General features: G+C 63.4%; 19 protein-coding genes and 1 pseudogene. 10 read left to right on the top strand and 10 right to left on the bottom strand.

Annotated elements, in window-relative coordinates; genetic code table 11:
- The first annotated feature begins 24 nt into the window (after positions 1 to 24).
- On the top strand, positions 25 to 975 hold the full coding sequence (locus ACD578_RS07430) for a carbohydrate kinase (protein ID WP_404292050.1): 951 nt from the start codon (positions 25 to 27) through the stop codon (positions 973 to 975).
- A 17-nt stretch (positions 976 to 992) separates the two neighbouring features.
- Positions 993 to 2,249: an AGE family epimerase/isomerase gene (locus ACD578_RS07425; RefSeq protein ID WP_404292049.1), complete on the top strand. Its 1,257-nt coding sequence runs from the start codon at positions 993 to 995 to the stop codon at positions 2,247 to 2,249.
- On the opposite strand, the gene ACD578_RS07420 is transcribed toward ACD578_RS07425, so the two are convergent.
- The gene (locus tag ACD578_RS07420; protein WP_404292048.1) at positions 2,240 to 3,175 is read right to left on the bottom strand and encodes a ribokinase; all 936 of its coding nucleotides are present in this window, start codon (positions 3,173 to 3,175) and stop codon (positions 2,240 to 2,242) included. The genes ACD578_RS07425 and ACD578_RS07420 overlap by 10 nt on opposite strands.
- A 420-nt stretch (positions 3,176 to 3,595) precedes the next feature.
- Between ACD578_RS07420 and ACD578_RS07415 the strand changes: the two are divergent.
- Positions 3,596 to 4,331: pseudogene (locus ACD578_RS07415) on the top strand (PhoH family protein).
- Between the two features lie 151 nt (positions 4,332 to 4,482).
- Here the strand turns inward: ACD578_RS07415 and ACD578_RS07410 are convergent.
- Together ACD578_RS07410 and ACD578_RS07405 are read right to left on the bottom strand one after the other, a co-directional pair.
- Positions 4,483 to 5,076 carry a cold-shock protein gene (locus ACD578_RS07410; protein ID WP_404292047.1) on the bottom strand — a complete coding sequence of 198 codons (594 nt, stop codon included), beginning with the start codon at positions 5,074 to 5,076 and terminating at the stop codon, positions 4,483 to 4,485.
- A 224-nt stretch (positions 5,077 to 5,300) separates the two neighbouring features.
- Positions 5,301 to 6,455: a putative zinc-binding metallopeptidase gene (locus ACD578_RS07405; protein ID WP_404292046.1), complete on the bottom strand. Its 1,155-nt coding sequence runs from the start codon at positions 6,453 to 6,455 to the stop codon at positions 5,301 to 5,303.
- A gap of 2 nt (positions 6,456 to 6,457) precedes the next feature.
- On the opposite strand from ACD578_RS07405, the gene ACD578_RS07400 reads away from it, so the two are divergent.
- The 3 genes from ACD578_RS07400 (at position 6,458) to ACD578_RS07390 (ending at position 8,494) form a co-directional block, all read left to right on the top strand.
- Positions 6,458 to 6,802, top strand: a complete 345-nt coding sequence (locus ACD578_RS07400) for a hypothetical protein (RefSeq protein ID WP_404292045.1) — start codon at positions 6,458 to 6,460, stop codon at positions 6,800 to 6,802.
- 84 nt (positions 6,803 to 6,886) lie between these two features.
- The gene (locus ACD578_RS07395; protein WP_404292044.1) at positions 6,887 to 7,933 is read left to right on the top strand and encodes an LLM class flavin-dependent oxidoreductase; all 1,047 of its coding nucleotides are present in this window, start codon (positions 6,887 to 6,889) and stop codon (positions 7,931 to 7,933) included.
- 174 nt (positions 7,934 to 8,107) lie between these two features.
- Positions 8,108 to 8,494 (top strand): response regulator, encoded by a 387-nt coding sequence (locus tag ACD578_RS07390; RefSeq protein ID WP_152713964.1) that lies wholly within the window; start codon positions 8,108 to 8,110, stop codon positions 8,492 to 8,494.
- A gap of 169 nt (positions 8,495 to 8,663) precedes the next feature.
- Here ACD578_RS07390 and ACD578_RS07385 read toward each other — a convergent pair whose 3' ends face one another.
- A complete protein-coding gene (locus ACD578_RS07385; protein WP_404292043.1) occupies positions 8,664 to 10,034 on the bottom strand; it encodes a cytochrome P450 in 1,371 nt (456 codons plus the stop codon).
- 149 nt (positions 10,035 to 10,183) lie between these two features.
- Here ACD578_RS07385 and ACD578_RS07380 point away from each other — a divergent pair, with 149 nt between their 5' ends.
- Both ACD578_RS07380 and ACD578_RS07375 read left to right on the top strand, forming a co-directional pair.
- The gene (locus tag ACD578_RS07380) at positions 10,184 to 10,846 is read left to right on the top strand and encodes a TetR/AcrR family transcriptional regulator (protein ID WP_404292042.1); all 663 of its coding nucleotides are present in this window, start codon (positions 10,184 to 10,186) and stop codon (positions 10,844 to 10,846) included.
- Positions 10,847 to 10,958: 112 nt separating this feature from the next.
- Entirely contained in the window at positions 10,959 to 11,381 is a 423-nt protein-coding gene (locus ACD578_RS07375; RefSeq protein ID WP_404292041.1) for an SET domain-containing protein, read from the top strand.
- Between the two features lie 389 nt (positions 11,382 to 11,770).
- Here ACD578_RS07375 and ACD578_RS07370 read toward each other — a convergent pair whose 3' ends face one another.
- From ACD578_RS07370 to uxaC, 6 genes are all read right to left on the bottom strand, one after another.
- A complete protein-coding gene (locus ACD578_RS07370) occupies positions 11,771 to 13,249 on the bottom strand; it encodes a mannitol dehydrogenase family protein (RefSeq protein ID WP_404293744.1) in 1,479 nt (492 codons plus the stop codon).
- A 236-nt stretch (positions 13,250 to 13,485) separates the two neighbouring features.
- Positions 13,486 to 14,328, bottom strand: coding sequence for an ABC transporter permease (locus tag ACD578_RS07365; protein WP_404292040.1), 843 nt, complete (start codon positions 14,326 to 14,328; stop codon positions 13,486 to 13,488).
- Between the two features lie 5 nt (positions 14,329 to 14,333).
- Positions 14,334 to 15,245, bottom strand: a complete 912-nt coding sequence (locus ACD578_RS07360) for an ABC transporter permease (RefSeq protein ID WP_404292039.1) — start codon at positions 15,243 to 15,245, stop codon at positions 14,334 to 14,336.
- Positions 15,245 to 16,330, bottom strand: a complete 1,086-nt coding sequence (locus ACD578_RS07355; protein WP_404292038.1) for an ABC transporter ATP-binding protein — start codon at positions 16,328 to 16,330, stop codon at positions 15,245 to 15,247. Before ACD578_RS07355 ends, ACD578_RS07360 begins: the two co-directional genes overlap by 1 nt.
- A 36-nt stretch (positions 16,331 to 16,366) precedes the next feature.
- Entirely contained in the window at positions 16,367 to 17,554 is a 1,188-nt protein-coding gene (locus ACD578_RS07350; RefSeq protein WP_404292037.1) for an ABC transporter substrate-binding protein, read from the bottom strand.
- A 51-nt stretch (positions 17,555 to 17,605) separates the two neighbouring features.
- A complete protein-coding gene (uxaC, locus tag ACD578_RS07345; RefSeq protein WP_404292036.1) occupies positions 17,606 to 19,009 on the bottom strand; it encodes a glucuronate isomerase in 1,404 nt (467 codons plus the stop codon).
- 123 nt (positions 19,010 to 19,132) lie between these two features.
- Between uxaC and ACD578_RS07340 the strand changes: the two genes are divergently transcribed.
- Together ACD578_RS07340 and uxuA are read left to right on the top strand one after the other, a co-directional pair.
- Positions 19,133 to 19,861: a GntR family transcriptional regulator gene (locus ACD578_RS07340; RefSeq protein ID WP_404292035.1), complete on the top strand. Its 729-nt coding sequence runs from the start codon at positions 19,133 to 19,135 to the stop codon at positions 19,859 to 19,861.
- Between the two features lie 68 nt (positions 19,862 to 19,929).
- Positions 19,930 to 21,126 carry a mannonate dehydratase gene (gene uxuA, locus ACD578_RS07335; RefSeq protein ID WP_404292034.1) on the top strand — a complete coding sequence of 399 codons (1,197 nt, stop codon included), beginning with the start codon at positions 19,930 to 19,932 and terminating at the stop codon, positions 21,124 to 21,126.
- The last annotated feature ends 65 nt before the right edge of the window (positions 21,127 to 21,191 follow it).

Raw genomic sequence — 21,191 nt, 5'->3', positions numbered from 1 at the left:
TGAGGTTTAGTCCGGAGGCTTTTGATGATCCTGGTCTGTGGTGAAGCCCTGATCGACCTCTTTATCGGAGCATCGGCCCCGACCGGCTTTCCGGCGGAGGCCGTGGCAGGCGGCTCGCCCTTCAATGTCGCCATCGGAATCGGCCGCCTCGGTCGCCCCTCGGCCTTCCTGTCCACCTTGTCGGACGATGTGTTCGGCACCTTCCTGGCGGAGAAACTGGCCGAGTCCGGCGTGAGCCCGGCCTATATCCAGCGCTGTCCGAACTACACCACCCTCAGCGTGGTCGCGACGAACGCTTCGGGGCAGCCACAATATTCCTTCTATGCTCCGGACAGTGCGGACCGCGCTCTCACGGCTGAGGCGCTCCCTGCCCGATTGCCTCCTGACGTGAATGCCATTGCTGCCGGGTCCTATGCGCTTGGCGTTGAACCCATCGCGAGCGCTATCGAAACCCTGCTCCGCCGCGAGGCCGGAGCGCGCGTGATCTCGCTTGATCCCAATGTCCGACCGCGCGTCGTCGGCGATCTGAAGGCCCATCGCGAGCGCTTCGAAGGCCTGCTTGCCTGTGCCGATATCGTGAAGGCGAGCGACGAGGACATCGAGCTTCTCTACGCTACCCACGACCTCGCATCTGTAGCCCGCGCCTGGCTCCAACGCGGCCCGAAGCTCGTCATTGTCACGCGTGGCGAGAAGGGCCCGCTGGCGGCCTTTGGCGATCAGATCCTGGAGCGCCCCGCTCCCAAGATCGAGGTGGTGGATACGGTCGGCGCAGGCGACACCTTCCATGCCGGGCTTCTCTCCTGGTTCGATGCCAATAACCTGCTCTCGCCCGAAGGAATTGCCGGATTGACCGAGGCGCAGGTCACGGCAGCTCTCGATTTTGCAGCCGCCGCAGCCGCCATCGTCTGCACGCGTCGCGGCGCTAATCCGCCCTCATGGGCCGAGGCCGAGCAATTCATCGCGGCACGCGCCTGATCACAACGGATCTTATCATGACGATATCCCAGCCTGTCCTCCCTCCGCTCGACCCGAACTGGCGCTCGAATCGCTTTCATCGGCAATGGCTGCTCGATCAGGCCAACAACCTCTTCGATTTCTTCCAGCACGGCATCATCGATCCGGCTGGCGGCTTCTTCGATCTCGACGATGCGGGGCAGCCCATCGAGACCGCCAACCCAGTCCGCCAAATCCATAACACCACTCGGATGGTGCATTGCTTTGCCATCGGCACCCTGCTCGGCCGGCCCGGATGCGATGCGATCGTCGATCACGGCATGAACTATCTCTGGAATGCGCATCGCGATGCCCAGAACGGCGGCTATGTCTGGTCGCTCGACAACAATGGACCGAAAGACGACACCAAGCAGGCCTATGGGCATGCCTTCGTGCTGCTCGCCGCCTCCAGCGCGAAGGTGGTGGGGCATCCTCTCGCAGACAATCTGATCCAGGACATCTCACAGGTTCTGGAGGAGCGCTTCTGGGAGGAGCAGCACGGGGCCGTGACCGAGGAGTTCGCCCGCGACTGGCAGCCCCTGAGCCAATATCGCGGCCAGAATTCCAACATGCACCTGACGGAATCGCTCATGGCCGCCTTCGAGGCCACCGGCGACAGAGCCTATCTCGACAAGGCGGAGCGGATCGCCAGCCTCATCATCGGCCGTCATGCCGCCTCTCTCGGCTATCGTGTGGCCGAGCACTTCCATGCCGATTGGAGCCTCGACAAGGAGTATCGCGGCTATGACGTGTTCCGTCCTTACGGCACCACGCCGGGCCATTGGCTCGAATGGGCGCGCCTCGTGCTTCAGCTCTGGGCGCTCGGCGGCAAGCGTCATGCCTGGATGCCGGAGGCGGCCCGCGAACTCTTCCGACAATCCGTCGAACTCGGATGGGACAAGGACAAGGGCGGCTTCTTCTACGCCCTGGACTGGGACGACAAGCCGAGGCTGCCCCACAAGCTCTGGTGGCCCTGCGCCGAAGCCATCGGCGCCGCGGCTTTCCTGAGCGATCACAGCCCGAGCGATTACCACGAGCAATGGTACCGTACCCTCTGGAGCTTCGCGGACCGCTACCTCATAGACCACCGCCATGGCGGATGGCGGCCGGAGCTCACAGAGGACCTGAAGCCGGGCACAAGCCTGTTCACAGGCAAGCCCGATCTTTATCACGCGCTGCAGGCCTGCCTGATTCCGCTCTTTCCCACGACCGGCAGCCTGACCAAGGTCATCCCGGAAAACAGCGTTCAGGCCTGAGCGAGGTAAAGCTCCAGAGCCTCCCTCTGGGGCATACCCGCCTGGGCACCTGCCGTGAGGCAAGACAAGGATGCGGCGGCACAAGCTAATTCCATAGCTCGCCCGATCTCCAACCCTTCGGCGAGCCCGTTGGCGAGGACGCCGACGAAGGTGTCGCCAGCGCCGGTCGTGTCGACCGGTGTGATTGGGCGCGCCATCGCATGGGTCTGGATACCATCCGGCGCGATGGCGTAGGCGCCGCGAGACCCTGCCGTCACGATGCAGGCAGGACCGAACAAGCGGGAAATCGCTGATCCCGCTTTGAGGTAGTGGTCGCCGGAGGGCTCGCCCACAATATCGGCGATGGCGAGGGCCTCGTGCTCGTTGACGACGAGCACATCGGTCACGGCCAGGAGTTCGGCCATGGCGGAGCGCTCCTTGATGGGCGGCACCGGCGCGAAATTCCACAGGACTTTCACTCCGGCCCGGCGTGCTCGAGCGGCGACCTCCAGGTTGTCCGCAATCGGCACCTCCATCTGAAGCACCAGGACGGAGGCCTTCGACAGGAGGCTATCGGGAAGGTCGGCCGAGCGCAGTGCCATGTTCGCTCCGCTGGCGACCGTGATGGCGTTCTCGCCCGTCTCGTCCACGGCGATGAAGGCGCAGCCGGTGGGCTCGTCAGTGACCCGGATTGCGGTGACGCCGACCCCGTTTCCTTCAAGGTTCTTGAGGCAAGCCATTCCGAAAGGATCGTTGCCGACAGCCCCCGCCATCGCCACCCGCCCGGGTCCGCCTCGGCCGACCCGGGCGGCTGCGACAGCCTGATTGGCTCCCTTGCCGCCGAAGAAGCTGTCGGCCCGACGGGACAGGACGGTTTCGCCCGGACGGGCGATCCGCTGCACCCTTGCGACGAGGTCCATGTTGATGGAGCCGAATATGACGATCATGCCGCACTGCCCTTTTTTGAGGCGCACTCCTTACCACTCGGCAATCACGATTGGCGAGGGCCCGCACTGTGGGCGCGCTCTCGGAGACACGCCATTTGAGCCATCCACAGCTATTTCTCCCCTCGCTGCCACAGAGGGATTATGCCCTGGAACCAAGCAGGCTGCCTCAACATTTGACTCGCAGGTAGGCGTAGCAGCGGTAAACTGTCATCAGAATCAAAGATAGTTTGCCACTGGCAGATTGAAGAATAGGCTTTGATGGGCAGGCAGGCTGATCCTCACCTTCCGGATCGCGGAAATCCACCGCCCGCAACGACTCGCTCTCGCATCCACCCTTCTCTTGGAAGTTTCTCCCCCAGACGCCTCTGCGCGGCGCCTGGATAGGTCTCTGTGCGCAGTTTCAAAAACCGGAGTTGGTCATTGAGCAAGCATCATGAGAAGCAGAGACGCAAGACCCGCCGCACCGTTGAAACTGCGCAGGTCTTCGACCTCACCGGATCCAAGTTCCAGGCTGAGCGCAGCCTCCTCCCCCATCAAGCCGCTCAATGCAACGCAGGATGATTATCTCGACGCTTTGAAGAACGGTACCCAGGTCGTGGTCCTTGGACCCGCCGGTACGGGCAAGACCTGGATCGCAGCGACCCACGCCGCAGATCTGTTCCGCCAGCGTCGCATCCGCAAGATCATTCTCACCCGTCCCAATGTTCCCAGCGGCCGTTCCCTCGGCTTCTTCCCAGGCAGTCTCGAGGAGAAATTCGGCCCCTGGGCCGCGCCGGTTATCGAGGCCATCAAGGAACGGATCGGTGCGGCGGCTTACGAGATCGCGGTCAAGAACGGCGATATCGAGATGGTACCCTTCGAGGTGATGCGCGGGCGATCCTGGCGCGACGCCTTCATCCTCCTGGACGAAGCGCAGAATGCCACCCCGGCCGAAATGAAAACCTTCCTCACTCGCATTGGGGAGGATTGCACAGTCGTGATCAACGGGGATGTGAGCCAGTGCGACCTGCGCGAGACATCGGGTCTGCGTACCGTCATTCACCTGATCAAGTCGCAGATGCTCCCCGTTCCGATCATCGAGTTCACCCTCAATGAGATCGTGCGGTCCGGCGTCTGCGAGATGTGGGTGCGGGCCTTTGAAGAGGTACACTGCTGAAAAATCGGACCCAAAAGTGGACGGCACTTTTGGGTCCGGCGTTCACTTCGTCAAATGATACGTCGTTTGACACGCGAAAACCGGGTCCACTTTTCCGCAGGATGCGCGGCCGTGGACCCGGATCAATTCACGAAGAGAAAGGCCAAATGCCTTAGGCGATCTCGATGGCGCCGACTTCAGGGCCTTTGCGCCCCTCGACAATGGCTACCCGGACCGCTTGGCCCTGCTCGAGCTGGCTGAGGCCTGCGCGCTCCACGACGGAGATGTGCAGGAACAAGTCCTTGCTCTCACCCTCGACGGACACGAAGCCGTAGCCTTTCACGGAGTCGAACCACTTGACGGTGGCCGGCACTTCCGGCGGACCGCTGACCGGACGTGGGCTTGGGCCGCCACTCGGACGACCAAACCCGCCACCGGGCTGGCCCTGACCCTGACTGCCCGAACGCATCGGCCGCGGCGGACGAGCACCACGCGGTGGCTCGGGTTCGGCCGTGCTGGCGTCGACGCTGACGATTTCCTGGACCTGCGGTCCCTTCTGGCCCGCACCGACCTTGATGACCAGCGTCGTGCCGGATTCGAGCGCGGAATAGCCCGCTGCCTCGACCTGCCGCACGTGCAGGAAGGCCTCGCCCGATCCGTCGGTCATTTCGACGAAGCCGAAGCCTTTCTCAGGATTGAACCATTTCACCCTTGCTTCAGTGTCGGGTCCCGAGGCTGGAGCGCCATAGGATGTCTGCTGCCGCACGGGCCGTTCGTAAGATGTTGGAGGAGCGAAATCGCCCCAGTGATCTTCGGGTTGACCGCCAAATTGACGTCGGCGATCACGGTGATCATTTCCCCGGCCCATCAGGACTGCCTTCTAAAGTCTCAAGTTTCGTAAACGCTATAGGCGTAACGCCCCCAACCGCTGAGGGCAAGAAGATTACTACTCATACCTAGTCAATTCACGCAAGGTCCCAAAAGGACGAGTTATGCGGATTGTGGGGCGCCTATGCGAGAATTCAGCCCCCCAATCACGGCTTTCAGGACGTGATGGCTCTCAACCTCCCCCTGCCGGCGCCCGCTCCAGGCATGGATGCGCGCATGGATGAAGGCCAATTTGGCGATGACGGCGGGGGCGAGCACGAAAGGATACAGGTCGGGTTGTCCCATGCTGCGGTTCAGGGAGTTGACGGCGAAGGTCAGGGGAAGCCAAGCTGTGATCAGCCGATTCAGAGCCGCCTCCTGGTGCGGATCGAAGTCGATTTCGGTTGCGAGTTCCGGACCCCGGCTGATCCTGGGGCGCACCTTCATTCCGAAGGCGTTGGCCGTCTCCAGAGTATCGACGATATGGAGATAGTGAGCCCAGGTCTCGGCAAAATCTTCCCACGGATGGGAGGCGGCATAGGCACTGACGAATTCGTCCTGCCAATTTTCCTTCGGTCCATTGGCATAATGAGCCTGCAGGGCTTCACCGTAGTCCTGCCGCTCGTCCCCAAAGATCTGGCGGAAGCGCTCCAGGCTCGGATCGTTGCGCACTAGGACGTTCCAGAAATAGTGACCGATCTCGTGGCGGAAGTGGCCGAGGAGTGTCCGGTATGGCTCCGCCATGCTGTGGCGCCGACGCTCCCTCTCGGCGTCGTCCGCCTCGGCGATGTTGATGGTGATCAGGCCGTTATCGTGCCCGGTCAGGATCGAAGCACCATTGGGAGAATTCTCGGCAGAATCGGCCAGAAAATCGAAGGCTAACCCCTGCGGGTCCTCCGCACGCGTCGCCAGCGGCAGATCGAGCTTCAGCAAGGTATAGAAAAGACGCCGCTTGGCGGTCTCCAGACTGCGCCACCTGTTCACATTCTGCGCGATGGAGAGGTCCGGTACCGTGCGATTATGCCGGCAAGCCCGGCAATAAGGGTTGTTTTCCTCTTCTGGGATCAGCCAATTGCACGCATCGTGCTGCACATTGGCGCAGAAGCGGAAGCGTCCCTCTGGGAGGGCCAACGTCTTCCAGCGTCCCTCCTCTTCGGGCTCCAGAGCGCTGATCTCCTGAAGAGATGGCAGGCAGCCGAGGCGTCGACCGCAGCTTTCGCAGCTACTGTTCTCGAAATAGAGCGGCTGGCCGCAGGCCTGACATTCGAAAAGCTTCATGATTGAACCTGCTGTTTGCCAGCTCACGAGGCCTGAGCTTGCTCGGCTTCGCTGCACCATCACGGCAACGGTTCATGAACCCGTTGGTTCGCAAGCTCTTGGACCATCGTCGGCACGTCACTGCTCATAATTTAATCTTTGTGCAAAGCGCCTCTCATTTCATCATGAGCGCACGACGGACCCCTGGCCCGGTTTCCGCATCAGTGGATGACAGACAGATGGTACATTTTGCCAAACAGGCGACGCAGGACGGAACATTCACCGTCTATCTCGGCGACCAGCCCGTTGCTTGGGGACTGACCAGTCACGCAGCCGATGCCTTGATCCAAAGGCTGCTCCAGCGCTGATTCCACGCATCTCTGCCCCTCGGTGCATTCGCGCACGGCGGCTGCTATAGCCCTTCCCGTCCGCGACAATCGTGTGGAAGATCAGTGGAACTTGGTGTCTATACCTTTGGCGAGCTGACGAAAGATGCTGTCACCGGAGATCGGCTCTCCCCGGCACAGCGCCTGCGCGATCTCGTCGAGGAGGTGGAGCTGGCCGATCAGGTCGGCCTGGACGTGTTCGGCCTCGGCGAACATCACCGGCCCGACTATGTCGTCTCCGCCCCGGCCGTCGTGCTGGCCGCCGCCGCCGAGCGCACGAAAAAAATCCGCCTGACGAGCGCCGTGACCGTGCTGAGCTCAGACGATCCGGTCCGGGTGTTCCAGAGCTTCGCGACCCTCGACCTTCTGTCGGGTGGGCGCGCCGAGATCATGGCGGGCCGCGGCTCGTTCATCGAGTCCTTCCCGCTGTTCGGCTACGATCTCGACGACTACGACGCCCTGTTCGCCGAGAAGCTCGATCTGCTCCTGAAGATCAGGGGCAAGGAACGGGTGACATGGGCCGGCCGGCATCGGGCACCCCTGACCGATCAGCCGGTCTATCCCCGCCCGGTTCAGGAGCCTTTGCCGGTCTGGATCGCCGTCGGCGGAACGCCGCAATCGGTGGTGCGTGCCGGCACGCTCGGTCTGCCTCTTGCTCTCGGCATCATCGGAGGACAGCCGGAGCGCTTCGCCCCGCTCGTTTCACTTTATCGTGAGGCGGGGAGCCGGGCGGGACACGATCCGGCAAACCTCAAGGTCGGCATCAACACCCACGCCTATGTGGCGGACACCTCGCAGCAAGCCGCCGACGAATTCTTTCCCGCCTATGCCCAGGTGATGACCCGGCTTGGCCGTGAACGTGGGTGGCCTCCCACGACCCGCCCGCAGTTCGACGCGATGCGGGAGCCGCGCGGCGCCCTCACCGTGGGCGACCCGCAGGAAGTGATAGACAAGATCCTGTTTCAGTACGAGCTCTTCCGCCACGACCGCTATCTGGCACAATTCAGCGTCGGGACCATGCCGCATGCGCGGATCATGCGCTCCATCGAGCTTCTGGGGACCAAGGTTGCACCAGTCGTGCGCGCAGAAATTGCACGCCGGAAAGCTGTATAATCAGGATGCAACCAGGGTCTTTACTTTGGTTGCCCCCCAGCATTACCATACATCCCAAGTCATAATAACCTAAGATAGTGATGGCGTACCAAACCATCGATTATAGTTGTTGCAACTGATTCGTTTAATGACGTCGCAAGGCGCTTTTCAGATGCAATCCGGCTTGGAGGGGCTATGCTCGAGAGTCGCACAAAGCGGGTCCTGATCGTAGAGGACGAGGCGATGATCTCGATGCTGATCGAGGACATGGTTCTCGATTTCGGCTGTGAGGTCGTGGGCCCCGCTGCGCGTCTGGACCATGCTCTGACCCTTGCGCTCCAGGCCGATATCGATATCGGGATCCTCGACATCAATGTCGATGGATCAGTGGTCTTTCCCGTCGCCGATGTCCTGCGTTTCCGCGGGATCCCGTTCATCTTCTCGACGGGTTACGATTTTCGCTCGCTTCCTGAACGGTTTCGCGACTCTTCGACCTTGTCGAAGCCGTTCTCGTACGACAATTTCGCCGATACCCTGCGCCGCACTCTGGCGGGAACCTCCGACACGACCGAGGTGGTCTAGGAGTCTCGCTCGAGAACAGGGGCGATGTGCCCTTATCACCGTTGAATGATCTGTTTTCGAAATCCTGGCGCATCGGGCGGAATCAGAGGTCCGCGCCCAACGATACGCACCGCATAACGGTTGAGCATCGGACGAGCCCCAGGCGCATCCCGCTTTCAGGCCCGTCGCTTCAGGAGCGCCGCTCGACCAGCATCTCGGCCTCTTTCTTCGGGCGCAGCGTCACCTTCATCATGGGCGCCGGCATGTCGTCCGACCGGCTCCGCAGTCGGACGGCCTGCAGCAGCACCGCCAGGATGGCGACAGCCTCCATGGTTGCGAACGCGCTGCCGATGCAGATGCGAGGGCCTGCGCCGAACGGCATGTAGGCATAGCGATGGCGGCTCTTCGCCGGCTCGGGCGCAAATCGCTCGGGATCGAACCGCTCCGGGCTTTCCCAGAGCGTCGCATGATGATGAACCGCATGGATCGGGACGATGAGGACCGCCCCTTGCGGCACCATGAACCCGCCGAGCGGAAAGGCGCGCGTGGCGGTCCGCGTGATGATCGGCGCTGGCGGATAGAGCCGCATCGCTTCGGAGAATACCTGCCGTGTGTAGGCGAGCCGGGCGATGTGCTCGGCGCGAACCGGCTCGCCCGCCGTTACCTCGTCGATTTCGGCAAGAACCCTCGCCTCGTGGTCGGGATGACGCGCCAGCAGGAGAAAGGTCCAGGCGAGGCCGAGAGCCGTGGTCTCGTGTCCGGCCGTCACGAAGGTCAGAAGATTGTCGGCGATGTCCTCGTCCGTCATGGTTCGGCCGCTCTCGGGATCGGACGCCGCAAGGAGCAAGGCCACCAGGTCCTCACGCCCGTCCGGCTTCCGACGGCGCTCCGCGATCATGCGGGTGATAGCGGAACGGAGATAGGTTGCCGCCGCCCGCGCCCGGCTGCGGCCGGGATACGGCAGCCATTCGGGAGCATCCAGGATGCTCAGGGCAAAGACCCAGCCGGTCGGCTTGAGATAATCCGTGATGCCTCTCTCCACCCGCGCCACATCGATTCCGGCTGGGCCCGACATCATGGTCTCGACGATGATGTCGAAGGTCGTGCGCATCATCTCGTGACCGATGCCGATGGGGGATCGGGATGCCAGCCAGCGATCCCTGGTCTTCTCCGCCGCGGCGATCATCGCGGGCAGCAATCCCATGAGCTTCTCATGCCGGAACGCCGGAGCCACCGATTGGCGCTGCCAGCGCCAATGGGCGCCGTCCGCCGTCAGCAAACCCTGGCCGAGCGCCGGGCCCAGGGCCCTTCGAACGTCTTCGCCCTTGTTCAAGGCGTCGGCGTTGCGCACCAGTGCCTCATGGATCAGGGCCGGATCGGCCAGGAGAATGCGCTGGCGTCCGGCCACCTGCGAATAGACCACCGGCTCATGATAGATCTCCGGCGGCAGGGCCTGCAGCGGGTCGCGCACCAGGGCGGGAAGGACCGAGAACGGGGAGCGTCGGCTCACCGTCACGCCCGGGCACTCCTCCGAGATCGTGGGAAGGGCATCGATGCTCATGAAGGTCTCCCTGAAATCGCCTATACTCGAACCCGATGCCGGCAGGCACCGCGTATAAGGTGCTTACCTTAGACAGCTTGCCATTTAAGGTGCCCACCTTATATCTCCAAGTGCGACATAGAGGACCATCGGTGAGCGAGCCAGGACAGATGCCCAGAGCCAAGCGCCGCCGGAAAGCGGTCAGCACGCGCGATCACCTGATTGCCGTGACCCTGGCCCTCTTCAACGAACGTGGTCCCGATCGGGTCACGACGGCGCAGATCGCTGAAGCCGCCGGGATCAACGAGGGCAATCTCTACTACTACTTCAAGACCAAGCAGGCTTTGATCCTGACGATCTTCGACCGCTTCGAAGCGGCCGTCGACGATCTGCTGGCCCGCGACCGGGCCTCAAGCGCCGATCCGGGCGCCTATGTGGCGTTCCTAACCGAGTGGTTCGAGATCGTCTGGACCTACCGATTCCTTTACCGGGACTTCATGGGGCTCATCGCCACGGCACCCGAGCTGCGCCGCCGCATCCGGGCGATCAGCGACCGTATTCGAGCTCCGGTCAGGCAGCTCATCGAACATATGCGAGCGGCGGGATTGATGGACGTCTCCGACGAGGCCCTCGATGCCTTGCTCCACAATGTGTGGATCGTGTCGACCTATTGGGTCGTCTATCTCGACGTGCAGGAAGGTGTCCGCGCCTTGAAGAAGTCTCATCTCGAATGGGGCCTCAAGCAGGTCGCAAGCCTGTTTCAACCGCATCTGTCCGAGCCCGCGCGCCACTGGCTCGATGGCCAATCGGAAACAGGCCGCTCACCAATTTAGGGGAATGCAAAAAACTTCGGCAGGATCTGGAGAAGATCGGGCGACGACCCAATTTAATCGCTCCGTGTTTACGGCTATTGAGCGTTCGAGAGCCCTGGAGTATCTGCCCATCATGAAAGCCAAACCGCCGGAAGGCCCCTTTCGCATCGCGCGCTCATCCACCGGTCTTGGCCTCTTTGCGACCGATGTGATCGAGAAGGGAACGTTCATCATCGAATATGTCGGGCCGAAGATCACGAGCGAGGAAGTCGAGCGCCGGCGCAATACACGCTACCTGTTCGAGATCAACAGCCGCTGGACCGTCGACGGTTCGCCCCGCTGGAACACCGCGCGCTACATCAACCACGGCTGCCGCCCGAATGCCCAGGCCACCGTCTCGAGAGGCAAGATCCGCATCAAGGCGATCAAGCGCATCAAGCCGGGCGACGAGATCACCTACAATTACGGCAAGAACTACTTCGAAACCTTCATCAAGCCGATGGGCTGCAAATGCCAGTCCTGCGAACGCAAGCGCGCGAAGCAGGCGAGCGCTTGAGGATTGGAAGAACGATCCCGAACATGCATCCTTGGATCGATGCTCACGTTCTAAGCTGATGATTTCCGCTCCGCCGACGCTCCAGCCGGGAATGAGCACCGCACCTGTCCAAACCCTCCACGTCATCACCGGCCTTGTGCCGGTGATCCCGATGTGGAGAAGCGCGGCGCCTTCCAGTATCGGGATGGCCGGGCCAAGCCCGGCCATGACGGTCGGAAGACTGGTGCGACTGGATGATGGAAAACGCTGGAAGGGCCGCGGCCTCTCACTCACGTCCTCCACGTCATCACCGGCCTCGTGCCGGTGATCTCGATTGATGGGAGCGCCGCGCCTCGCATGATCGGGATGGCCGGCACAAGGCCGGCCATGACGTGGAGGGTGTCGACACCCTAATCCGCCTTGAACTCCGAAACCGTCCGCTTGGCACCGCGCTCGTAAAGCCGCGCCAGGTTCGCCGTGACCGCTCCTGTGAAACGGGGATCGCCGGGCAGGTCATCGCCGAAGATCTCACGCACGCCGAACAACGCGCCGGCCAGATTCTCGGCCGAGCCCCCTGCCCCGTCGGCCAGTTCCCGCAACCGAGCCGCCATGGGATCGCGCACGTCGATGGGTGCGCCCTTCTCGTCGATGCCCGTCACATAGCGCATCCAGGCGGCCACCCCGAGCGAAAGCCGCGCGATGGACGCATGATCGCGCAGGCGGTCACGGACCGTTCCCAAAAGGCGCTGCGGCAGCTTCTGCGAGCCGTCCATGGCAATCTGCCAGGTGCGATGTTTCAAGGCCGGGTTCCTGAAGCGCTCGATGAGCGCTTTCTTGTAGGAATTCAGGTCGGCGCCCGGCGGCATGTGGAGGGTCGGGGCGACCTCTTCGTCCATGAGCCCTTCGATCAGCCGCACGAAGGCCGGGTCGGCCATGGTGTCGGCAACGGTCTCATAGCCCGAGAGATAGCCGAGATAGGCCAGGGTCGAGTGGCTCCCGTTGAGTAGCCTGAGCTTCATGTGCTCATAGGGCTCGACATCAGTCACGAACTCGGCGCCCGCATTCTCCCAGGCCGGTCGACCCTGCGGGAAGCGATCCTCGATCACCCATTGCGTGAAAGGCTCGGTGACGACGGGCCAGGCATCCTGGACGCCCAGAGCGGCGCCGATGCGCTCCCGGTCCGGATCGCCGGTCGCCGGCACGATCCGGTCGACCATGGTCGACGGGCAGGAGACCTCGTTCGCCACGAACCGGCCGAGCTCCGGATCGACCAGCTCGGCGAAGCGGGTGAGAACGCGCTTCACCGTGCGCCCGTTGGAGGGAAGATTATCGCAGGTCAGCACCGTGAAGGGCGCAACGCCCGCCAGGCGCCGGCGGCGCAGGGCCTCGACGATGAAGCCCGGAGCGGATCGCGGCGTTCTCAGATAGGCGAGATCGTGCACGATGTCCGGATGAGCCTCGTTGAGGGCGCCGGTCGCGGGGTCATGGCAGTAGCCCTTCTCCGTCACCGTCAGCGTGACGATCCGCGTCCCGGGATCGGCCATGACCTCGAGGAGATCGTCCGTCGCCCGCGGGGCAACGATGATCCGGCCGATCGAGCCGACCACCCGCAACGCTTCTCCCTCCCGCGAGCGTACCGCCAGGGTGTAGAGGCCGTCCTGGGGCTGAAGGGCGTCGAAGGTATCAGGGCTGCGCAGGCTGGCCGCCACGATGCCCCATTGCGGGTCCTGGCCGAGAACGTCGTCGGTATAGACCGCCTGATGCGCCCTGTGGAAGGCACCGACGCCGAGATGCACGATTCCGGTTTTCACCGCCCTCCGGTCGTAAGCCGGGCGGCGAATTTCGCTCGGCAGCTCGCTCAGGGCGTCATCGTTCAGTCGATCTGGCATCATGTCCTCAAGGCCTGACCCATAAAAGTATTGCGCCTGTCTCCCTCTTCACAAGAGGGAGGGATCAAGGTGCTCACGGCTCTCGTCATCACCGGCCTTGTGCCGGTGATCCCGATCGTGTGAAGCGCCGCGCCTCACCGTCTCGGGATGGTTGAGAAACGCCCGGCTATGACGAAAAGGTCTCGCTCAGCGGCACCCTGCTCCAACTTCTCCCCCGTGCTTTACGAGCCGGCGTCTCAATGCGCCGGCTGCTGCTTCGCGCGGGTGACGATCTGCGTCGGATTGACGAAGCGCAGCGCGATGATGAGCCAGACCAGGGTCGTTACCATATAGACCACCGCCATGGCATCAATGGACTGCACGGCGCGCACGCCTGCCGCGAAGACCGCATAATAGAGCGCCACGACGAGGGTCTGGCTCGTCGGACCCGCCACGAGGAAGGTGAGCTCGAACATGGCGATGGTGCGCACCAGCACCAGCAGCAGCGCCGCGAGAATGCCCGGCAGGAGCAGCGGCAGGAGCACGTGGATGAAGAGCTTGAAGGTGTTGGCCCCGAATACGCGGGCCGCCGCCTCGATCTTCGGATCGATCTGCTCGATGAACGGGATCATGACGAGGATCACGAAGGGAACGGTCGGCACGAGATTGGCCGCCACCACGCCCCAGAAGGTGCCGGCTAGGCCCGTCTGGTACAGCACGGTCGCGAGCGGGATGCCGAACGTGATCGGCGGAATGAGCAGCGGCAGCAGGAAGAGCAGGACGAGAAGCCGCTTGCCCGGAAAATCGCGGCGGGCCAACGCGTAGGCCGCCGTGATGCCGAGAGCGCCGGAGATGAAGACCACGGCGGCGATGACCTGGAACGTGACCATCAGGACGTCCCAGAGCTGGAACTCGCTCCAGGCGGAGGAATACCAGCGCGTGGTGAAGCCCACGGGCAGCCATGTGCCGAGCCAGCGGGTGGCGAAGGAGCTCGTCACCACGGTGGCGATCATCGCGAACAGGTTGATGACGAAGAAGCCGACGAGGAACCAGATGGCCGCCGCCCAGAGTTTCGAGCCGAGTGTCGTGTCGCGGATCATGGGCTTTACCCTTTCGCGCCGGAGGCTGGGCCACGGTAGAACAGGCCGCGGGAGGCGAGCACCGCCACGACGATCCCGAGCTGGACGAAGCCCATGATCATCGCGATCGCCGACGCCATGGAGTAGTCGTATTCCTCGAAGGCCGCCGTCGCCGCGGCAATCGAGATGACACGGGTGTTGCCAGCCGGCTCGCCGAGCAGCACCGCCGAGGGAAACACCGAGAAGGCCTGCACGAAGGACAAGCAGAAGGTGATGGCGAAGCCCGGCATCAGCAGCGGCAGATAGATATGGCGGAAACGCTGCCACGCGCTGGCGCCCAGCGTCGCCGCCGCCTGCTCGAGCGCCGGATCGATGCCCGTGACGTAGGACAGGGTCAGGAGGAACGTGAACGGAAATCCCGTAATCACCAGCGAGGCGAAGACGCCCCAGTAATTGTGAACGAGCTTCAGGGGCTGCGAGATCAACCCGAAGGTGATCAGGGTGCGGTTGAACCAGCCCTGCGGCCCGAGATAGTTCAACAGGCCTTCGGCCACGAGAACGGTGCCGAGCGTGATCGGCAGCACGAGGATCGTGGTCAGCAGGCGCTGGCGCCGCATGAGGCGCACGCGGAACGCGATCGGTACCGCCAGCAGCAGGTTGACGAGCGTGACGGGGATCGCGAGCCAGAGCGTCTTGGCGATCGTCTCGTAGAGAAAGGGATCGGAGAAGAAGCGCCTGTAATTGGCCAGCCAGTCGCCGCCGGCCTTCGGCTCGAACGAGAGAACGAAGCCGAAGGCGAAGGGATAGACGAAGAGCAGCAGGCTGAAGATCGCCGCCGGGATGACGAGCAGGGTGACCGCATCGAAGCCCCTGGCGGCCAGACGCTGGCGCAGGCTGGGGCCGTGCTCGACGGGGGCTGCAGGCGCGAGGGCGTCCATCAATGCCTCCCCTGGATCGGCTCCGCGAAGACGAGCACGCGCTGGTCGTCCGCCCGCAGATGCACCGAGGATCCCGGCTCCACCGGCTGATGGGACCGGAACACGAAATCGAGCCCGCCGGCCGAATGGGCGGTGCCGACGAATTCGCGGCCGCGATACTCGATGGTGTCGACGGTCGCGGCAATGGCGTTTTGTCCCGCCTCGCCGACCATCAGGTCGTCCGGACGGACGGCGGCATAGGCTGCGGCGCCGGCGGACAGGCTTTCGCGGGCGACGCCGCTGATCCGCGCGCCTTCCACGTCGAGAACGACACGGCTGCCGTCGCTTCCGACCACCTTCCCTTGCAGCTTGTTGCGGAAGCCCATGAAGTCGGCCACGTCGAGATGCGCCGGAGCGTCGTAGAGCTCCTTCGGCGTCCCGACCTGCCGGACCACGCCGTCGCGCAGCACCACGATGCGGTCGGCGAGCGACAGCGCCTCGTCCTGGTCGTGGGTCACGTAGATGGTGGTCGCGCCGAGCTCGTTATGGATGCGCCGGATCTCGGCGCGCATCTCGAGACGCAGCTTGGCATCGAGGTTGGACAGGGGCTCATCCATCAGCACCAGCGGCGGCTCGATGACGATGGCGCGGGCGATCGCCACGCGCTGCTGCTGGCCGCCGGAGAGCTGTCCCGGCAGCTTGTTCTCCTGCCCCCGGAGGCGGACCAGGTTCAGGGCCTCGTCGACCTTGCGGTCGATCTCGGCCTTGGGCTTACCCCGCATCTTGAGGCCGAAGCCGATGTTCTGGCGCACGTTGAGGTGGGGAAAGAGTGCGTAGTTCTGGAACACCATCCCGAACCCGCGCTCCTCGGGACGCAGCGTATCGACCCGGCTCTTGTCGAGCCAGATCGCTCCGCCGGTCACAGGCAGAAGACCCGCGATGCAGTTCAACGTCGTCGACTTTCCGCAGCCCGACGGGCCGAGCAGCGCGATGAACTCGCGCCGCCGGATCGTCAGGGAGACGTCGCGCAAAGCATTGAGCGCCCCGAAATCGCGGCTGACGCGATCGAGCCGGACTTCGTCGAACTGGGAGAGGGCTATGGTCATCGCGGGTCCTTGTTTTGTCGTCTTACCTGCGCAGTCTTACTTGCGCTTGCCGCCGCCGATTTGCTCGTCCCACATGCGGAAGGCGACAACCATCTGCTCGGGCTGGAGCGGCAACTCGATCGGATTCTCGGCAATCCACTTCTCGTATTCGGGACGGCCGAATTCCTTGATGGCGGCCTGGCTCTCCGGCGGAGCCATGTCGAGGGTCACGCCCTTCACGGCCGGACCGGGATAGAAGTAGCCCTCGTCATAAGCGTAGGCCTGCTGCTCCTTGGTGAGCAGGAAGCTCATGAGGTCGAGGAGAACGGCGAGCTTCTCGTTCGCCAAGCCCTTGGGCACGCACATGTAGTGAGCATCCGCCACCCAGTGGAAGCCCTTGAGCGCCGCCACCTTCGCCTCCTTCGGCACGACGCCGAGAACGCGCGGGTTGATGTCCCAGCCGGTGGTCGACACGGTCATGTCGCGGGAGCCTTCGCCGAGCTCCTTCATCACCGCGCCGGTGCCGGACGGGTAGTACTCGACGTTCTGCCCGAGCTCCTTCAGGAACGCCCAGGTCTTGTCCCAGCCCTTGGCGGGATCCTGCGGGTTGCTGTCGCCCAGGATGTAGGGCAGGCCCATGATGAAGGTGCGGCCCGGGCCGGAATTCGCAGGACGCGCATAGAGGAAGCGTCCCGGATTGGCCTTGGTATAGGCCAGGAGCTCTTCCGCTGTGGTCGGCACGTTCTTGACCTTGTCGGGCATGTATTCGAGGAGCGGACCCGACGGATAATAGGTCACGACGACGCCCTGCCCTTTCGCCAGCCCCTGCATCTTGGCTGCGGGCGGAAGATAGATGTCGTCGAGCTTCGGCAGGGAATTCGCTTGGCCGGGGATCAGGTCGACCCAGAGCTTCTGCTCGATGCCGGCGGAGAGGCCATCGGTGCCGGTGAGCACGAGGTCGATGTCGACGCGGCCGGCATCCTGCTGCGCCTTGATCTTGCCCGCGAGTTCCGGTGCGGTCGCCTTGGTGAAGGAGATGCGCGAAACGAGGTTGGGCTTCGCCTTGCGGTAATTCTCGATGGCCTTCTGCGTCAGCGCCAGGTTGCCGGCAACGTCGATGACGTTGAGCGAAACCGGGCTCGTGGGCAGGGTCGCTTGCGCAAAGCTCGGCCCGCCGAGGGCTGCAACGCCTGCGGCGCCGGCGACACCGCCGACGAAGGTCCGCCTGGTGATCAGGTTCGTCATGGTCTTCCTCCCGTTCTGTGCGACATGGCTCGTTCTCGGCCATGTCCCGTATCACAGCTTGTAGGCCTCTTTCGCGAGGCGATAGGCGAGATCATAGGCTACCTCGTACGCCTCATCCTCTTCGAGGCGATGGGTCGTCACGAGATTGGCCAGATAGCTGCAGTCGACCCGGCGGGCCACGTCATGCCGCGCCGGTATGGACAGATAGGCCCGCGTGTCGTCGTTGAAGCCGACCGTGTTGTAGAAGCCGGCCGTCTCGGTGGTGAGCTCGCGGAAGCGGCGCATGCCTTCGGGCGCATCGAAGAACCACCAAGCCGGACCGAGTCTCAACGCCGGATAATGGCCTGCGAGCGGCGCGAGTTCGCGCGAATAGCTCGTCTCGTCCAGGGTGAAGACGATCAGGGTGAAATCGGGCTCGTTGCCGAACCGGTCGAGCAGCGGCTTCAACGCCCGGACATAGTCCGTCTGGAGCGGAATGTCGGCGCCCATGTCGCGGCCGAAGCGGCGATAGAGCGCATCGTTGTGATTGCGGAACGAGCCGGGATGGATCTGCATGACCATGCCGTCTTCCACGCTCATCGCCGCCATCTCGGTCAGCATCTGTGCCCGAAACAACTCCGCATCCGCGGGGTTCGCATCTCCCGTCGAGACGCGGCGGAACAGGGCCTCGGCATCCGCCTGCGAAAGGTTGGCGGTCCGCGCGGTGGGATGGCCGTGGTCGGTGGAGGTGGCGCCATAGTCGCGGAAGAAGGCGCGCCGCTTCCGATGCGCATCCAGATAGCCGCTCCAGGTTGACGTATCGCAGCTGGTGATCTCGCCGAAGCGCACGAGGTTCTGGCGGAAACCTTCGAACTCGGGGTCGATGACCGGGTCGGGACGATAGGCGGTCACCACGCGTCCCTTCCAGCCCGATTGCCGGATGGTCTCGTGATGTTTCAGCGGATCGAGCGGGCTTTCCGTCGTGGCGATGGCTTCGATTCGGAAGCGCTCGAAGAGCGCGCGCGGCCGGAACTCCGGCGTCTGCAGCGCCTCGTCGATACGGTCGTAATAGGCATCCGCATTCGCGGCCGACAGCCGCTCGGTGAAGCCGAACAGGGTCGCGAAGGTATGATCGAGCCAGGCGCGTGTGGGTGTGCCGCGGAAGAGATGATAATGCGAGGCGAAGCGGCGCCAGATCGCCCGCGGGTCGGTCTCGACGGGGCTGCCGTCCTTCGTTGCAATACCAAGATCTTCGAGCCGCACGCCCTGGCTGTAGAGCATGCGGAAAACATAGTGATCGGGAATCACGAAGAACGTCGCCGGATCCGAAAAGGGCTCGTTCTCCGCGTACCAGCGGGGATCCGTGTGGCCATGCGGCGAGATGATGGGCAAGTCCCGTACTTGCCCATAGAGTCTGCGCGCCACCTCGCGAGTGGCGGGATCGACAGGAAACAGCCGGTCCGGGTGGATCAGCATGGCGTACTCCCTTGGCACTTCTCCCAAGCCCTGTTCAGGCCGGTTCCGAGCACCTCACTGGGCAAACCTTAAAACGATCCACGATCCGTTGCAATGGTCTACTAGTATGGTAGTGTGCCACTTATGACGAATAGACTTGCCCTTGCGAAGCTCGATCTCAGCCGCGAACCCATGGCCCGGCAGGTCACGCGCACGCTTCGCCAAGCCATCGTCAGCATGAAGATTTCGCCCGGCGAGATGCTGTCCGAGCAGGATCTGGCGCAGCGATTCGGGGTCAGTCGCTCCCCCGTACGCGAGGCCCTGATCAAGCTGAGCGAAGCCGGCCTCGTGCGGGTCCTGCCGCAGCGAGGCACGCAGGTCGTCAAGATTTCACGGGCAGCCGTCGAGGATGCGCGTTTCATTCGCGAAGCGGTCGAATGTGCCGTCGTGCGGGAGGCTGCCCTGAAGGCCACTCCGATGATGCTGGCTGAGTTGAATGCGAATCTGGCCCGGCAGCGTCGTGCCCAGCGTTCAACCTCGTCGGACGATTTCATGGCCCTCGACGAGGAGTTTCACCGTCTTCTGGCGGAAGCGGCAGGACGGCCCGCCGCATGGCGGATGATCGAGGACGTCAAACCGCAGATGGACCGGGTGCGGTATCTGGATGTGAAGCAGGCCACGCCGCGCCACCTCATCGTCGCGCAGCACGCCGAGATCGTCGATGCCATCAAGGTGTCCGATCCCGTTGCGGCCGAAAAGGCCATGCATCAGCACCTCAGCGAGATCCTGCGTTCCTTGCCGGAACTTGCCGCGCAGCATCCGGACCTCTTCGAGTCCGAGGTCGATGGTCTACCGGAGGTGCTCAGCGCGTGACCTCAGTCAAAGACGAATTCAGAACCTCCGCCGACGCCCAAGTTCGGCCTAACGTTTAAGAGGCAATCATGGAACAGACCTGGCGCTGGTTCGGCCCTGACGATGTCGTACAGCTTTCCCATATCCGCCAGACGGGTGCTACGGGCATCGTCACCGCGCTGCATCAGATCCCCTATGGGGTCATCTGGAGCGTCGAGGAGATCGAGAAGCGGAAAGCGCTCATCGCCGCCGATCCGTCGCTGGGATTGCGGTGGAGCGTGGTCGAGAGCCTGCCGATCCACGAGCGCATCAAGATCGGCGAAGGCGACCTGACGGGCCTGTTCGATAATTACCGCCAATCCATGCGCAACCTGGCGCAATGCGGCGTCACCACGATCTGCTACAATTTCATGCCCGTGGTCGATTGGACAAGGACAGAGCTGGCCTACCCTCTTCCCGGCGGCGCAACGGCGCTTCGCTTCAACGCTCACGAATTTGCGGCGTTCGACTGCTTCATGCTGGAGCGACCCGGCGCAGAGGCGGACTACTCACAAGATGTTTTGACACGGGCCAAAGACTGGCATCTCCGCTCATCGGAAGCAGACCGGCGCAAGCTCCTGTCCAATATCATGGCGGGCCTGCCGGGCGCCTATGACCGGTACGACGTCCCGGGCCTGCGCGCGATGCTCGATCGCTACAAGGATATCGATGCCGTGGCCCTTCGCGAAAACCTCGCCCGCTTCCTGCGGGAGGTGATCCCGACGGCGGAAGAGGTCGGCATCCGGATGTGCATCCATCCCGACGATCCGCCACGGCCGCTCATGGGCCTGCCGCGCATCGTGTCCAACGCGGACGACATCGCGTTCATCCTTGGTGCCGTCGACTCGCCTGCCAACGGGCTCACGCTCTGCAGCGGTTCGCTGGGAGCCAATCCCATCAACGACGTTCCGGCCATTGCGAAGCGCTTCGCTGACCGAATCTGGTTCGCTCACCTGCGAAACGTCGCAAAGGACCCGGACGGGTCCTTCATGGAAGCGGATCATCTCGGCGGCGACACGGACATGGTGGCCCTGGTCACGGTGCTGCTCGACGAGCAGAAGCGTCGGAAGGATGCTGGCGACGTGCATTGGCGCATCCCCATGCGGCCGGACCACGGGCACGAGCTTCTCGACGATGTCGGCAGACCCACGCATCCCGGCTATCCGATCATCGGTCGCATGAGAGGTCTGGCCGAACTGCGCGGCGTGATGCAGGCCGTCTCGGCCCTGCGCGGCCTGCCGCTTTAGCGAAGCGCTCCCGTCCCACGGCTTGTCCGGACCACTATCCCTCGACGTCATGGCCGGGCTTGTCC

Source organism: Microvirga sp. RSM25 (genome assembly GCF_044784385.1).
GTDB lineage: Bacteria > Pseudomonadota > Alphaproteobacteria > Rhizobiales > Beijerinckiaceae > Microvirga > Microvirga tunisiensis.
Note: the sequence above shows the minus strand (reverse complement) of the source record. Positions and strands in the feature narration are given on the sequence as shown.

Coding starts and splice junctions, on each gene's coding strand:
- ACD578_RS07430 (WP_404292050.1), top strand. CDS start 25: ATGATCCTGGTCTGTGGTGAAGCCCTGATCGACCTCTTTATCGGAGCA.
- ACD578_RS07370 (WP_404293744.1), bottom strand. CDS start 13,249: ATGCCAGATCGACTGAACGATGACGCCCTGAGCGAGCTGCCGAGCGAA.
- ACD578_RS07380 (WP_404292042.1), top strand. CDS start 10,184: ATGCCCAGAGCCAAGCGCCGCCGGAAAGCGGTCAGCACGCGCGATCAC.
- ACD578_RS07350 (WP_404292037.1), bottom strand. CDS start 17,554: ATGACGAACCTGATCACCAGGCGGACCTTCGTCGGCGGTGTCGCCGGC.
- ACD578_RS07360 (WP_404292039.1), bottom strand. CDS start 15,245: ATGGACGCCCTCGCGCCTGCAGCCCCCGTCGAGCACGGCCCCAGCCTG.
- ACD578_RS07375 (WP_404292041.1), top strand. CDS start 10,959: ATGAAAGCCAAACCGCCGGAAGGCCCCTTTCGCATCGCGCGCTCATCC.
- uxaC (WP_404292036.1), bottom strand. CDS start 19,009: ATGCTGATCCACCCGGACCGGCTGTTTCCTGTCGATCCCGCCACTCGC.
- ACD578_RS07420 (WP_404292048.1), bottom strand. CDS start 3,175: ATGATCGTCATATTCGGCTCCATCAACATGGACCTCGTCGCAAGGGTG.
- ACD578_RS07425 (WP_404292049.1), top strand. CDS start 993: ATGACGATATCCCAGCCTGTCCTCCCTCCGCTCGACCCGAACTGGCGC.
- ACD578_RS07390 (WP_152713964.1), top strand. CDS start 8,108: ATGCTCGAGAGTCGCACAAAGCGGGTCCTGATCGTAGAGGACGAGGCG.
- ACD578_RS07355 (WP_404292038.1), bottom strand. CDS start 16,330: ATGACCATAGCCCTCTCCCAGTTCGACGAAGTCCGGCTCGATCGCGTC.
- ACD578_RS07365 (WP_404292040.1), bottom strand. CDS start 14,328: ATGATCCGCGACACGACACTCGGCTCGAAACTCTGGGCGGCGGCCATC.
- ACD578_RS07340 (WP_404292035.1), top strand. CDS start 19,133: ATGACGAATAGACTTGCCCTTGCGAAGCTCGATCTCAGCCGCGAACCC.
- ACD578_RS07405 (WP_404292046.1), bottom strand. CDS start 6,455: ATGAAGCTTTTCGAATGTCAGGCCTGCGGCCAGCCGCTCTATTTCGAG.
- ACD578_RS07385 (WP_404292043.1), bottom strand. CDS start 10,034: ATGAGCATCGATGCCCTTCCCACGATCTCGGAGGAGTGCCCGGGCGTG.
- uxuA (WP_404292034.1), top strand. CDS start 19,930: ATGGAACAGACCTGGCGCTGGTTCGGCCCTGACGATGTCGTACAGCTT.